The 13,738-nt window shown below is 53.0% G+C and carries 12 protein-coding genes; 3 read left to right on the top strand and 9 right to left on the bottom strand.

Going from position 1 to position 13,738, the window contains the following annotated elements; translation table 11 throughout:
• From HUU10_11405 to HUU10_11385, 5 genes are all read right to left on the bottom strand, one after another.
• Complete coding sequence (locus tag HUU10_11405) at positions 1–1,380, bottom strand: family 10 glycosylhydrolase (protein ID NUQ82205.1); 1,380 nt, start codon at positions 1,378–1,380, stop codon at positions 1–3.
• Entirely contained in the window at positions 1,358–2,464 is a 1,107-nt protein-coding gene (gene aroB, locus HUU10_11400; protein ID NUQ82204.1) for a 3-dehydroquinate synthase, read from the bottom strand. Before aroB ends, HUU10_11405 begins: the two co-directional genes overlap by 23 nt.
• Positions 2,461–3,069 carry a shikimate kinase gene (locus HUU10_11395; protein ID NUQ82203.1) on the bottom strand — a complete coding sequence of 203 codons (609 nt, stop codon included), beginning with the start codon at positions 3,067–3,069 and terminating at the stop codon, positions 2,461–2,463. The genes aroB and HUU10_11395 overlap by 4 nt, the downstream gene beginning before the upstream one ends.
• 2 nt (positions 3,070–3,071) lie before the next feature.
• A complete protein-coding gene (locus HUU10_11390; GenBank protein ID NUQ82202.1) occupies positions 3,072–3,725 on the bottom strand; it encodes a methyltransferase domain-containing protein in 654 nt (217 codons plus the stop codon).
• Between the two features lie 72 nt (positions 3,726–3,797).
• Entirely contained in the window at positions 3,798–5,900 is a 2,103-nt protein-coding gene (locus tag HUU10_11385) for a peptidyl-prolyl cis-trans isomerase (protein NUQ82201.1), read from the bottom strand.
• 214 nt (positions 5,901–6,114) lie between these two features.
• On the opposite strand from HUU10_11385, the gene HUU10_11380 reads away from it, so the two are divergent.
• From HUU10_11380 to HUU10_11370, 3 genes are read left to right on the top strand one after another with little or no spacing between them, the layout of a single operon-like run.
• Positions 6,115–6,579, top strand: a complete 465-nt coding sequence (locus tag HUU10_11380) for a transcriptional repressor (GenBank protein NUQ82200.1) — start codon at positions 6,115–6,117, stop codon at positions 6,577–6,579.
• Positions 6,579–6,803, top strand: a complete 225-nt coding sequence (locus tag HUU10_11375; GenBank protein ID NUQ82199.1) for a ferrous iron transport protein A — start codon at positions 6,579–6,581, stop codon at positions 6,801–6,803. Before HUU10_11380 ends, HUU10_11375 begins: the two co-directional genes overlap by 1 nt.
• Positions 6,788–8,740 (top strand): ferrous iron transporter B, encoded by a 1,953-nt coding sequence (locus tag HUU10_11370; GenBank protein NUQ82198.1) that lies wholly within the window; start codon positions 6,788–6,790, stop codon positions 8,738–8,740. The genes HUU10_11375 and HUU10_11370 overlap by 16 nt, the downstream gene beginning before the upstream one ends.
• Before the next feature lie 239 nt (positions 8,741–8,979).
• Here HUU10_11370 and HUU10_11365 read toward each other — a convergent pair whose 3' ends face one another.
• Genes HUU10_11365 through HUU10_11350 form a run of 4 tightly spaced genes read right to left on the bottom strand, consistent with a single transcriptional unit; the run spans position 8,980 to position 13,682 of the window.
• On the bottom strand, positions 8,980–10,596 hold the full coding sequence (locus HUU10_11365) for a hypothetical protein (GenBank protein ID NUQ82197.1): 1,617 nt from the start codon (positions 10,594–10,596) through the stop codon (positions 8,980–8,982).
• Positions 10,580–11,827, bottom strand: coding sequence for an HlyC/CorC family transporter (locus HUU10_11360; protein ID NUQ82196.1), 1,248 nt, complete (start codon positions 11,825–11,827; stop codon positions 10,580–10,582). The genes HUU10_11365 and HUU10_11360 overlap by 17 nt, the downstream gene beginning before the upstream one ends.
• The gene (locus tag HUU10_11355; GenBank protein ID NUQ82195.1) at positions 11,824–12,603 is read right to left on the bottom strand and encodes an enoyl-CoA hydratase/isomerase family protein; all 780 of its coding nucleotides are present in this window, start codon (positions 12,601–12,603) and stop codon (positions 11,824–11,826) included. The genes HUU10_11360 and HUU10_11355 overlap by 4 nt, the downstream gene beginning before the upstream one ends.
• Positions 12,600–13,682 carry a PD40 domain-containing protein gene (locus tag HUU10_11350; GenBank protein ID NUQ82194.1) on the bottom strand — a complete coding sequence of 361 codons (1,083 nt, stop codon included), beginning with the start codon at positions 13,680–13,682 and terminating at the stop codon, positions 12,600–12,602. Before HUU10_11350 ends, HUU10_11355 begins: the two co-directional genes overlap by 4 nt.
• Between the last annotated feature and the right edge of the window lie 56 nt (positions 13,683–13,738).

Below are 13,738 nucleotides of genomic sequence, written 5' to 3'. Positions count from 1 at the left end.
TTATTTCCAGACTGATTCGGTTAATAATACTTCTTTTTTTGTGAAAATTCTGATCCGCTGAGTGCCGGCAGGTACAGTGAACAGCCGGCTGGATTCGCCCGTGGTTTTCACTTCCTCCAAAACGGACCCGCCGGGATCGGCGAACCGGATGGTGACCGGTTCTTCACGTCCCTCCCGGAAGACCAGGAAAACGTGAGATTTGCTCAGCCGGTGCAGACTCACCGCTGCCATCGGCTCCTGATTGCTGGTCACCGGTGGTAGGGTTGGCTTTGTCTCTTGCCGGGCAGGCTGTTTCATGTTGATGAATTGAGACCAGGAGTAGAAAGCAACGCCGGCAGCACCAGCCTGAAGGGAATAGGATTCAAGACGATCGGCCTGCGCCAGTACCGGTGGTTTATAAATGCCGATACCGGCAACGACGGGGACCGGCCGGCACCCGGCCACCCAATCATCAATCAGACGGTTAAAATCGGGTGCCGGACCCGGATTCACGCCATCGGAAATGCCTCCTGCAGGCCAGTAAATCTGCGGATAAATTGCATCCAGATAGCCGGCGGCGGTCCATCCGCGGCTATCCTGAAAAACCTCGTGATAACTCTCAAGTCCCCTGGCCCCGTCAATGGATTTCCAGATTCCCAAGGGAGCTGCGCTGACTTCAATGCCGGGGCGGATGGCTTTCACAGCCTGATGGATCTGACGAACCGTTTCTGAAACGGCCCACCGTCTGAAATCGGCGGCGGATTGGGAGGGATCCTTGTACTTTTTCAGGGTCGAGGCATCATCAAACCGGGTGGTCGGATACCGGATAAAATCGAGCTGAATTCCATCAACGGCATACCGCCTGACCAGATCAGCCGCCACACGCGCCAGATAATCCCTCACTGCCGGAATGCCGGGATTCAGAAAACTCTCACCACCAGCTCGTAATATCCAACCCGGATTGGCTTCGGCCGGATGCCGGAGTCCGCTGGCGGAACGGGTTTGTGAGGTGGCATCGGCCACTTTAAATACATTGAACCAGGCAATCACCCGCATGGGATGATTGGTGGTTTCAGCCAGAACCATCTGGAGCGGATCCCAGCCGGGGGACTGACCCAGGGTTCCGGTCAGGCTTTCGGACCAGGGTTCATGCTCGGATTGATAAAAGGCATCACCTCTTCCGCGTGCCTGAAAAATCAAGGTGTTGATGCCCGATTGGTGGGCAGCGGACATGAGGGCTTTTAATTCAGCTTGCTGAGCCGCTGCTCCGTTTGTTTTCGGGAAATCAATCCGGTGGGCGGTGGCAACCCACACAGCCCTGATCTGTGCGCTTGCCGGTTGAAGGACGGCCAGAATCAGGAATCCGGCCAGAATCAGACTATTCAGACCGGTTCCATTCATCCGTGAATGCTTTCATCGTGGTGCCGATCAGGTTGGGGTCGGTTACCGGTACAATTTCACAATGTCCGGGCCGCACAGGTAAAATCCACCGGATGGCCTGATCCTTCTTTTTCTTATCCCGTGAGATATAATCGAGTAAACGGGTGGAATCCCAGTTTCCGTCATCGGGAAGGGAGCCGATCATCCGTCTGGCAATCTGAAGCACCCGGTCGGCGGTTTCCCGGTTTGCATATCCCAGCCGGTGGGAGAGCAGCGTGGCAAAAGCGGTGCCAATGGTGACGGCATCGCCGTGACGAAGGGCCGGGTAGACGTACACTTTTTCGAGGGCGTGCCCCAGGGTATGACCCAGGTTCAGAAGGGCGCGCCGTCCCGATTCAAACTCGTCCTCTTCCACAATTGATGTTTTAAATCCGATACAACGGGAAATCCAGTTCGTGAGCCGGTCAAAGTCGGTGGAAAGAAGAGTCATCGGCGGATGGTTCAGAATCCAGCTGCCGAAATCATTAAATCCCTCCGCATCGAAAAGAACGTTGTACTTCAGCATTTCGCCCAGGGCAGAGAGTACTTCAGCGTCGGGAAGCGACAACAGAAACCGTGTATCCACCAGAATGGAATCGGGTTGCCAGAAAGCGCCGACCAGGTTTTTGCCGGTATCCAGATTGATTCCGGTTTTTCCTCCAATGGAGCTGTCAATCTGAGAAAGCAGGGTGGTTGGGACCTGAATGTACCGGATTCCCCGCAGATAGGTGGCCGCCACAAATCCGGTCAGGTCACCTGTGACCCCACCACCTATGGCAACCAGCACGGTCTGACGGTCCGCTCCCGCTTCGGAAAGCCGGGTGATGATGTCGGTATAGGTCTGGAACGATTTCGATTGCTCTCCGTCGGGGAATTCGATCACAAGATCAAAGGATTCGAGAAGTCCCGGATGGGTGCGGGAAAGAACGGACTGCAACTGGAAATCGACCAGGGCCACCAGTCGGGTTGAAAAATGTTGCCGCAGCCAGCCGGGAATGTTCAGGCCATTGCCGATGACAATCCGGGTGTGGCCGGCCCGGTGCCGGTATTGTAACTGATCAGTCATGAGCGTCTGAACCGGATGAATTTACGTCTTGAAAAGGGAGTCAGGGTCACGGGTGGCATGCCGGGGGACCATTGTTCGATTGCCTCCTTCAGCCAGTCCACCACCTGTCCGACCGGTTGCTGATCGGTTTCGAGTGTCAGGTGTGCCTTTTCATAGAAAGGGCAGCGGTCGGCCAGCATCCGGTCTATTTTTCTTTTGATCTCGTGATCGGGAAGCAGGTTCCCCTGCTCATCCAGAAAAATGGGGCGGTCGCGTTTGGCCCTGATCCGGTAAAGCAATTGTCTGGGGCGGACTTTCAGGTAAACGAGAAAACCGTTCTCCAGAATCCATTCCAGATTGTTGTTGAAGCAAACTGTGCCGCCTCCCAGTGAAACAACCAATCGTTTAGAATCGGAGAGAGAATGAAGGGTGTCAGTTTCGAGCTGCCGGAAGGCCTGTTCGCCGCGGGTTTTGAACAGACTTACCACCGACTCACCGGTCTGGTCAACAATCCGGTGATCCAGATCCACAAAGTCGTAACCGATGGTATTTGCCAGAATGCGCCCGATGGTGCTCTTTCCTGCAGCCATGAATCCGGTCAGATAGATGCGGTCTGGAAGCGGCATGATCAGGTTACCGTCAGTTGATAAATGGAAACAGTTGGGGTGGCATGCCTGAACCGGAAGGGTTCTGACCAGACTTCTCTGAGGTGGTAACCTGCCTCGCGGACCAACACCCTGAAATGATCCATGGGACGTCGTCCCGGATCTGAGAAGTAAAACGCACCACCCGGATTCAGACAACGCCGGACGACATCCAGGATGGGCAGCAGGTTTCTGACCTCATAGATAATGTCCGATCCCACAATCAGATCGGCTTTCAGATCGGCTGGCGGTTGGGTCCAGTCGAGAAAGCGGGTGCCGATGGTGGTTTGGTTCAGCGAGGCGTTTAATTTCATGAACTCGATGGCATCTTCATCATAGTCAGTGGCTGTGCAGGTGAATCCGAAGGAGGAAAGCACCACCGAAGTGACACCCACGCCGGCTCCGATTTCGAGTACAGATTTCGTCCGGTCGGCCATGTGACTGACCAGATAACTGCTTAACACCAGACTGCCCGGCCAGATTTCGGCCCAATAAGGCATTTTTTCCGATTCCCTGAACTCATCCGGATCGATCTTGTCGAGCAGTTCCCACGCGTTACGGACCATGGCAAACCGGAAATCACGTCCGGCCACGGACACATCGTGATATTCTAACGGAAATCCCCGGAAGTCGGTCATAAGATTCTGGATAAAAAAAAGGGCAGTGGAGATGAATGCCACTGCCCCGTCATTTGGTTTACCGGTTAACGATCAGAGTCCGAGGGCGTCGGCGCGGCTGTCTTTAATGTCGGCTTGTTTTTTCAATGCTTCCGACCATCCGTTCGACAATTCATTGCGACGCTGATTCTTCAACTGATCAGCCACACGTTTCTGCTGGCCTTCGAGATTGGCCGGGTCAGCAGGGGTCAGTTTGTTCAGCCGGATAATGTAAGCACCACGCTCACCACGGATGGCCCCGCTGATCTGGCCTTCTTTGAGACCAAAGGCAGCACCGTTGAAAGCACCATCACGGCCAACGCCGGAAGGAATGCCGTTCAGTGTGAACTCATTGGTGGTGGCCACCACCAGCTTCGGATCCCTGGTTGTGGCTGCAGCCAGATCGGTTGTCAACCCTTCACGGACTTCCGTGGCCTGATTGTACACAAACTCGAGCTTCTTCTCGCGAAGCACGCGGGCACGCAGAGATTGACTCAGCTGCTCATCCAGTTCCTGGTAACCGGCAGGGGAAATCTCGGTCAGCTTGGCCACGACCAGATTGTCACCGATGGTAATCACCTCGGAAATATCATCCTTGTCAGCCCGGAACATCCAGCTGCTCAGTTGTGAGGAATAGTCCAGACCGGGAATGACCGACCGGCGTTCAATGAGCGGGGAGTCGGCAAACTCAAGTTTCCGGGTTTCGGCCTCTTTTTCGAATCCTTCTTCACCGGCCATGAAAGCAAAATCTTCTGCAAACGTCTGAATGGCGCGAACCGTCTTGCCTTGCGGTTTGATCGGACGGAAGACATCGGCCACTCTGATTTCGGTCTGATCCTTGGCGGTCACTAAAATGAGGTGAGCACCAAATTGGGTTTCAACCGGACCCACCAGCGTATTCAGGCGGGCTTTCTGAACAGCCTCTTCGAAAGGTTTAACCATGGCACCTTCACTGAACCAGCCAAGATCGCCACCGTTGGGAGCCGATCCATCCTGAGATTCGGTTCTGGCATACTCAGAAAAAACCGTTTCCAGCGGACGCCGGTCGGCTGCAATCTTCTTCTTCAGGTCGGCCGCCTTTTTCATGGCGTCGGCGATTTCTTCCTTCGAGGTCCCTTTATAAAGAATGTGCCGGGCACGGAATTTTGGCTTCTCGGCCAACCGTTTTTCCTGAACTTTCAGGATGTGGTAACCGTCCGGTTCCTGCAGGGTGGTGACCGTACCGGGAGCGGCATCAAAAAGCACATTGCGGGAGTCGGTCATGTCACCCCGGGATACCCATCCGCTGGTGTACGGTGCATCACTGTAACGGGTCACAAAGGCGCTGTCGTTGGTGTTAATCATGAAGTCACGCTGGATCCGATCCACTTCGGCAGCGATGTTGGCGGAATCCTCGCGGGAAGGAAGCATCTTGAAAACCGTGTAACGGATTTTGCGGGTTTCCTCTTTCTTAAACTCTTCCTTGTTCTTTTCATAAAAGTCTTTGATGTCCGATTCGGTCACCGTGACCAGGCTGTCGGCAATCAGCGCACTGTTGAAAAACAAATAGGAGGCTTCAGCCCGGCTGTTATCGCCAATGACCTTCGCATTGACTTCGGCCGGAGAGATCACGGCAAAAGCCGATACCAGGTTCAGGTAGCGGTCATTCAGGCGCTGAGACCTCAGTGGCTCATCCAGCTGCCGCCAGTTCTCACTGTTTTGCGGATTCCCGATTGCTTCCTGAAGAGCCTGACGGTTAAACATCCCGTTTTCATCGGTGAAATACTGACGGAGAAAAGGAGGAGGGTTATCGCCGGTTACCCAGTCATAAATTTCCTGGGTGGTGACGGTTAATCCCAGATCACGGGTGGCCTGTCTGATCAGAATCAGGTTGACCAGATCGTTCCAGGCCTGATCCTCAATGGCCTGTGTGGTCCCTGCATCCGGGTCTTTACCTTCCCGCTGACGATAATTCGTGGTATAATTGTTTATAGTGGTGCTGTAAAGCTCGCGGTCGATTTTTTCGCCGTTCACTGTACCCAGATCCCCCATCTGGTTGAACAGTGAACCACCGTTGTAACTCATTCCCCATTCGAACACAATCAGGGCAACAAATGCCAGAATCAGGATCCAGATGATTGTCGGCATGGAGGAACGCAGTTTGTTCATTGTGGCCATAAGCCAGAGACTCCTGTTTAAGATGAACCTTAAAAATACGTCAGGACCCGTCTGTTATCAATCCTTTTTACGTAAGTAACCCCAATCTCCTGTTTAGAAGGGTCACTCTGAATTAATGGTTTTCTAACCTGCCGGCCGGTTTTTCACCCGCTGGAAACATTGACTCCCGTTCTGGTGTTCTTTACTTTAGAGTAGAATAAGTCTAAACAAGATAATGATGAATCCAGAATACGAACAGGCTTCAGAGATACTGAAAGCGTATCTGAAAGCCAAGGGCTACCGGTCCACCCGCGAACGGTTCAGGGTGCTCGAGGAAATTTATTCCATCCACGAGCATCTGAATGCAGATGAAATTTACACCCGTCTGCGGGACAAGCAGGTCGATGTAAGCCGGGCCACGGTGTATAACACACTGGAAGTTCTGATGGAATGCAACCTGATCGAAGGTCATCAGTTTGGTCACAACCACATGCATTATGAGCGCAGTTTTGGGTTCAGGCATCATGACCACCTGATCTGCACCGGTTGCGGAACCATTATCGAAGTCAGTATGCCCGAGCTTGAAATGCTTCAGGATGAAATGTGCAACCGGAATTCTTTCCGGCCTGAACGGCATTCCCTGCAGATTTTCGGCAAATGTGCCCAATGCCAGAAAAACAATCCTCAGGAGACGGTGTGATGGGAACCCGCAGCGTCGATCAGTTAATCATTGGTGAATCGGCTGTGATTCACTCCCTCGAGGAAAGTCACCCGAGTTATCTTAAGTTGCTCGATCTGGGTTTCACCCCCGGTCAGGAAATTCAGTTACTGAACCGGTCGCCTTTCCGCGATCCGATTGCCCTGTCACTCAGGGGAACCATTTTTGCCCTCCGACGCAAGGATGCTCTGTGTATAAAGATCTGAACCAGGCCGATCACCGGGTTCATTCCGGTGTTCCGCTGGTCATGCTGGTCGGGCAACCCAATACCGGTAAAACCTCGCTTTTCAATGCACTCACGCATTCTTCCTATCTGACCGCGAATTATCCCGGCTCCACGGTGGATTACAGTGTGGGGGCGTTGCACGGGGGATCAGGTCGTGAGATTCAGGTTCTCGATACCCCGGGCATTTCCAGTCTGACACCCCACTCTCTCGATGAAGCAGTGGCCATTGACTCACTATTTGTTCACCCCGATTTCGGTCAGCCCGATCTGCTGCTCGTCCTTGCCGATGCCACTCAGCTGTCTCGTCAGATTTATCTGGCCCTCCAGTTGAAACAGTCCGGATTCCCATTGATTCTGGTGGTGACCATGTCGGATCTGCTTGCCAGAAAAGGGTTAAAAGCCGATACCGGAAAACTTGAATTGCTGACGGGCGTGCCCGTGGTGGCGGTGAACAGTCTTACGAAACAGGGTCTGAGTGATCTTGTGCGGAAAATTGAAGAAAAGGTGGCACATGAACCGGTGACGGTGACACGGCCTCCCGATCCGACTCCCGATTCTATCCGCGACCTGTTCAAACTGGCAGAGGCATACGAGAAATCGGTTCTGATTCCTGAGGGCGGATCCACACTGGCTGAAGATCTGACGGTCCGCCGCCCCGAACCCGACCAGATGACCGTTCAGCTCGACCGCTGGTTTCTTCACCCGGTGGCCGGACCCGCGATTTTTCTGGCGGCCATGACGCTGCTGTTTGCTTCAATTTTCTGGCTGGCTAGTCCGCTGATGGATGCGGTGGATGCTGGTTTTTCCTGGCTGGCAGATACCACGCCTACCTGGGCCGGAACGGGACTTCTCGCCGACTTTATTGGCAGCGGTCTGATTACCGGAGTCGGTGCGGTCATGGTCTTTGTTCCGCAGATTGTGATCTTGTTTCTGCTGATGACCCTTCTCGAGGATTCGGGATATCTGGCGCGGGGAGCCATGCTGATTGATAAGCCCATGGCTGCCATCGGATTAAACGGCCGGTCCTTTGTACCCCTGCTTTCCGGATTTGCCTGTGCGATTCCCGGTATGATGGCCGCCCGGACCATTCCGAATACCCGCGAGCGGATGATCACCATTCTGATTTTACCGCTGATGAGCTGTTCGGCCCGATTACCGGTCTATGCCCTGCTGATTGCCTTTCTGGTTTCTCCCGATTCACCGCTTCTGGCCGGTCTGATCATGGCGCTCATGTATGTGGGCGGATTGCTTTCGGGTGTGGTGGTCAGTGCGGTGGTGAGCCGGTGGATGAAATCGGGTGAGGACTCTTCTTTTATTCTTGAACTGCCTGCTTACCGCATTCCTCAACTCTGGCTGATTTTAAAAACCACCTGGAACAAAGTGGTCCTGTATCTGAAAAAGGCCGGACTTACCATTCTGATTATTTCCATGGCCATCTGGGCACTGACTGTGTTTCCCAACTGGTCAGAACCCGATGAAGCGGAACGGTTGCATTCGTCCTTTGCAGCCAAAGCCGGACATGTGCTGGAACCGGTAATGGATCCGATCGGGATGGATTGGCGCGTGGGTGTTTCGCTGATCACGGCCTTTGCAGCACGGGAAGTCTTTGTTTCCTCGCTGGCACTTACCCTGAACGTAACCGATCCCGGTGACGAGGAAGGTTTGCAGCAATCCATTCTGAGTACCATGAAATCGGCCACTCACCACCTGACCGGTGAGCCCCTCTTTACCACGGCCGGTGCCATTGCCCTGCTGCTGTACTTCATGATTGCCATGCAGTGCATTTCCACTCTGGCCGTTGCCCGGAAGGAAACCGGCGGCTGGAAAATCCCGCTCCTTCAACTTTCCGTTTACACCATCGGTGCCTACGTTCTCGCTGTCGGCACCTACCAGATTCTGAAACTGGTGGGGGTATAGGATTTAAACGCAAGGACGCAAAGAGGTCGCTATAGGCGCTAACATTCTTGTATTGAAAACAAAAAAATCTTAGCGTTCTTGGTTATTTACCCTTTGTGTGCTTTGCGGTGAAATGCATTTAAACGCAAGGACAGCTAAGAATTCGCTAAGTACGCAGAGGTTTTTGAATTTAAACCATAAAAACGTTGCGTTCTCCTGTATTTACCCTTTGCGTCATTGCGTTGAAACGTATTTAAATACTATTCGGTAGGCAAGGCTCCGGGGTCCAGGGCAGCCAGGTCGTCACCGAGGCTGTCGGTGAGGTCACCGAAGAAATCAATTCCCGAGTCATCCTTGAAGTTTTTCACGTCGGGTTCTGCTTTGGGTTTGGCTGCACCGCGGACAATACCGAGCTTCTGAATGAGTCCGTTCCACAGGGTGGTGAAGGATTCGGTTTTTTCGATGGTTTCAAGTGTCATGACCGCATCACCGAGGGCAATTTCCCGAAGAATATCAATGACTTCGAGTGAGCCGAGAATATCCTCCTTGTGGGCACGGATCCATTTGAAATCAGCTTTGGGATCTTCAAGTACATCGGCAACCAGTTCGGCTGCTTCCTTCAGTTGGCGGTGTGAATTGATGTTGATAGAGCTTTCAGTCATGCGGAAAGCGCGCGCCATTTCCACACGGATGGGTTCGTTGTCCTCCTTGATGAGGGTTTGCAGAAATCCGCGGACGGCCTTGACCACTCCGGGAATTTCATCGCGCAGAAACTGATCCATGAACTGATTGCGGATGTCATCGAGCGATTCGGCGCGTTTATCCAACTCGGAAAGCTGGGTGAGGATATTGGTTTCCGAGGCGCTGTGCACCAGCATGTCTGTGTTGAAATCGAGATCCTGATACATGACGTTCCAGACCTCGCGTGCTTTTTCCACTCCCGATTCACGCAGGGTGACCACGGTATTGGTAAAGGCTTCCTTCCAGACCGCATACAGAAAATCCTCGAAGAAAACCTGCTCACCGGTCCGCTTGATGGCCTTTTCATCGAACAGCTGCAGGTATGTCTGGAAAATCGGGAAATCGGGCAACCGTTCGGTGGAATTGTTGGCAATGGTCAGCAGAGAGCGTGAGGTATCGAAGATGGTTCCGGTGACCAGGGTTTGTTCCAGTTCGATCAGTTCGGAAGCCGGAGTTCTGCCAAGCAGCCGCATCCAGGAATCGGGGAATTCGAGTAACCGTTGGATTCTGGACTTGTTGGTATCGCCAGCGGGGATACTGGTCTGGCGTTTTTCCCGGTCAACCAGTTCGGCATAGGTTTTATACGGTGCCAGAAGCAGCGTTTCTGGTTTCAGTCCCCAGCGGTTGGCGATGTCCTGAAGAAACTGAGCCTTTGAGGCTTCGAGCTGAGTGTGTCTGAGCAGGACATATTGGGCAATGACCCGTTTATCCGGAGCCTGTTCCTTTCTTATGGAATCGGAGGGAACCGGGTAAGTCTGGTAATGCACCATGACGGCGGCCAGGTCGCCAATGAATCCGGAATACTCGCAATACGTGGCAAAATCCTGCTTTTCGGCAATGGGCGAACTTCCGGTAGGGGCAGTGGCTCCCAGATCGGACAGAATGGAAAAAAACCGGGTCTTCACCTTATTGATTTCTTCCCAGATCATTTGCTGCATACTGAGCGGATCGAAATAGTCGGCCGGAATGGAATCAGAATCCAGATTCATCAGCTGAAGAAACCGGGTGGCAGGCAGGGAGAAGGCATCCACCGAAATCTGATGGACGGAGCGGCGGAGCCAATCAACCGAGGCCTTTTCGAATTCCTGCTGAATGTCCTGTATTTGTAAACCGCCCGAGTCAGGACTCTTTTTCATCGGTGCCTCTCACATGAAGTTTCATCAGATCAATCCGGTTTCGTGTGGCTTTGATAATATCGAACGTGTAGGGGCCCACCACTACTTTTTCGCGGGCGGCCGGGATTCTGCCAAGATGATGGACCACAAATCCGGCCAGGGTATCGTAATCGCCTTCTTCGATGGCGGGTTCAATTTTTTCGTTCATGTCCTCGACCGTGACCCGGCCTGAGACGAGAAAGCTGCCCTGACCGATCGACCGGAGGATCATGTCTTCCCGGTCGTATTCATCCTGAATATCACCCACCAATTCTTCGAGCAGGTCCTCCATGGTCAGCAAACCGGCAGTTCCGCCATATTCATCGATCACAATGGCCACCGAGGTTCCCTTCTGCTGAAATTCTCTGAGCAGTTCGGAGGATTTTTTAAAAGTGGGAACGTACTGAACCGGACGGATGATGTCACTGAGACTGGCTGGTGACCGGAACAAATCACGGGCATGGACAATCCCCACAATGTTATCAACCGAGCCATCAAAGACGGGAATTCGGCTGTAGCCGGTTTCTCTGAAAAAGTCAATGCATTCGGGCATGGTGGTCTGAATGTCCAGCGCCGAGATGTCGGTACGGGGTATCATGATTTCGCCAACCCGCTGCTGCTTCATTTCAAAGACATTTTCAATCAATTCGGACTCATCCGGATCGATGGTGCCTGTTTTCCGGCCTTCTGCCAGAATGTCTTCGACATCATGCACACTGAAAGCCTGACTGAGCGAGGCCTGTCTGACACCAGCCAGCCGGACCACCAGCAGAGAGCCGAGTCGGGAGAGGGAAATCAGCGGAAAAAGCAAAAAGTAACAGGCCTTCAGAAAAAAGACCAGCCGGATCACCAGCAGGTCGGCCAGCTGCCTGAAAAGGATCTTTGGAATGATTTCACCCAGATAGAGCAAAACCAGGGTGGAAACGATGGTCTGTACTGCCAGATTAGTAATTCCGAAGGTGCTGGTCAGCAGCAGGGTCATCACGGTGGCATAAATGACGTTGACGAAATTGTTTCCGACCAGTGTGGTGGTCAGGAAAATCTCGGGTTTGCTCATCATGGCAGAAGCCAGTGCGGCCCCGGTCTTCCCCTGGCGTCGCTTGACTTCGACCTTCAGGCGGTTGGCCGTGATGAACGCAATTTCGGATCCGGAAAACAGGGCGCTCAGTAACAACAGAGCACCCAGAAGTATGAGATAACCTGGTTCCGTCATTGGTGGCTGAATACGGCTGGGCGTTTATCGAGGAAAGCCCGGGTGCCTTCCTTGGCATCGGCAGTGGAAACCACCAATCCGAAAAGGCTGGCTTCCTTCTGAAGGCCATCCCGGAGCGGGAGATCGTCCGAATTGACGGCATCAATGGCATAGCGAACGGCCACCAGGCTCTTTGAACAGATTTTTCCAAGCAGGAGTCTGGCTTCTTTCATGAGTTCAGAAGCCGGATAAATATGATTGATCAGTCCGATCCGGTGGGCTTCCTGTGCATCGATCAGATCACCGGTGAGGATGAGTTCCATGGCGCGGCCTTTTCCGATCAGGCGGGTCAGCCGCTGCGTTCCCCCATATCCGGGAATGACGCCCAGATTGACTTCGGGCTGCCCGAAACGGGCTGTTTCGGAAGCAATGCGTAAAGTACAGGCCATGGCGAGTTCGCATCCGCCACCCAGCGCGAATCCGTTGACTGCTGCCACGACGGGTTTTCCAAGGTTTTCAATCTGATTAAACACGGCCTGGCCACTGTCTGCAAAAGCTTTGCCTGCAGAGGCTGTCAGCTGATGGATTTCGGTGATATCGGCGCCCGCCACAAAGGCTTTGCTTCCAGCTCCTGTGATGATGACCCCATGAATGTCATCATGACCGCGGATATCATCCAGAACCGCCTTCAGATCGCGGAAGACCTGCTGATTGAGGGCATTCAGTTTGTCGGGACGGTTGATGGTTACCGTGGCAATGCGGGAGTCGACCCCGTATAGAATGGTCTCAAATTTCATGGCTTGGTTCCTTTCGTGAGGGGGGTCCAGGTCCAGTCGGCAACAAACACGTTGGTGCTGTTTCCGCCGCCATTGTTGCGGTTCGAGGAAAAAATCAACTTTTTGCCATCACGGGTAAACATGGGAAAGCCATCGAAACCGGGACTGAAGGTGATTCGTCTGATCTCACCGGATCCATCGGCACGGACCATGAACAGGTCGAAGTTCCGTTTCTTTACCGGGTCGGCCATGTTCGAGGAGAAAATCACCCACTGATCATCCGGGGAAAAGAAGGGTGCAAAACTGGCCATGCCGGTGTTGGTGAGTTTCTTTTTTCCTGTGCCATCGGCATTCATGATCCAGATTTCGAAATTCATCGGTCTGATGATGTTTTCGCTGAGCAGTTGCCGGTAGTCGCTCTTTTCCTGTTCGGTCTGGGGATGGTAGGCCCGGTAGATTATTCGGGTGCCGTCGTGGCTGAAGAACGGTCCGCCATCATACCCCAGTTCACTGGTAAGGCGTTTTACATCCGATCCATCCGATTTCATGGTGTAGATATCAAGATCACCATCACGCATCGAGGTGAAGACGATCGTCTTGCCATCGACACTGACGGTGGCCTCGGCATCATATCCCGGGGTGGTGGTCAGCGGGCGGATGTCGTTTCCGTTTTCATCGGCCAGATAAATATCAAAAGAAGGATAGATTGGCCAGACGTAACCCTTGCGGAAATCGGGAGGAGGAGGACAGTCTGAACCGGCGGACCGGGTTGAACTGTATAAAATGGTGTTGGTTCCCGGTATGAAGTAGGAACAGGTGGTCTTCCCGCCGCCTTTTGAAACCTTCTTCAGTCCGGATCCATCGAGATTCATGATAAAAATCTGATCGCATGGGGTTGAATCATTCGCTGACTGGAAAATCAGGCGCTCGTTTGCTGCATCAAGATAGGCCTCGGCATTTTCTCCCGAGAAAGTCAGTTGCCGGATGGCAGTAAAGTGGTCCTCGCCGGGAACAATCAGGGAATCGGATTGGGCCGATCCGGCAGAAGGCAGGCAGGCGAGCAGAAAACCAGTAAACAAACCAGTAAGACCGTAATTCATAAAACAAAATCTCGATTAAGTGGTTTAAAATTAATAAGTTAATAAAATTAATCGTT

It is taken from the genome of Bacteroidota bacterium (genome assembly GCA_013360915.1).
Lineage (GTDB): Bacteria > Bacteroidota > JABWAT01 > JABWAT01 > JABWAT01 > JABWAT01.
This window is presented reverse-complemented; position numbering and strand designations above follow the sequence as displayed.

Excerpts from the sequence above, each read along its gene's own strand:
- HUU10_11405 (NUQ82205.1), bottom strand. The coding sequence starts at position 1,380 with ATGAATGGAACCGGTCTGAATAGTCTGATTCTGGCCGGATTCCTGATT.
- aroB (NUQ82204.1), bottom strand. The coding sequence starts at position 2,464 with ATGACTGATCAGTTACAATACCGGCACCGGGCCGGCCACACCCGGATT.
- HUU10_11395 (NUQ82203.1), bottom strand. The coding sequence starts at position 3,069 with ATGCCGCTTCCAGACCGCATCTATCTGACCGGATTCATGGCTGCAGGA.
- HUU10_11390 (NUQ82202.1), bottom strand. The coding sequence starts at position 3,725 with ATGACCGACTTCCGGGGATTTCCGTTAGAATATCACGATGTGTCCGTG.
- HUU10_11385 (NUQ82201.1), bottom strand. The coding sequence starts at position 5,900 with ATGGCCACAATGAACAAACTGCGTTCCTCCATGCCGACAATCATCTGG.
- HUU10_11380 (NUQ82200.1), top strand. The coding sequence starts at position 6,115 with ATGATGAATCCAGAATACGAACAGGCTTCAGAGATACTGAAAGCGTAT.
- HUU10_11375 (NUQ82199.1), top strand. The coding sequence starts at position 6,579 with ATGGGAACCCGCAGCGTCGATCAGTTAATCATTGGTGAATCGGCTGTG.
- HUU10_11365 (NUQ82197.1), bottom strand. The coding sequence starts at position 10,596 with ATGAAAAAGAGTCCTGACTCGGGCGGTTTACAAATACAGGACATTCAG.
- HUU10_11360 (NUQ82196.1), bottom strand. The coding sequence starts at position 11,827 with ATGACGGAACCAGGTTATCTCATACTTCTGGGTGCTCTGTTGTTACTG.
- HUU10_11355 (NUQ82195.1), bottom strand. The coding sequence starts at position 12,603 with ATGAAATTTGAGACCATTCTATACGGGGTCGACTCCCGCATTGCCACG.
- HUU10_11350 (NUQ82194.1), bottom strand. The coding sequence starts at position 13,682 with ATGAATTACGGTCTTACTGGTTTGTTTACTGGTTTTCTGCTCGCCTGC.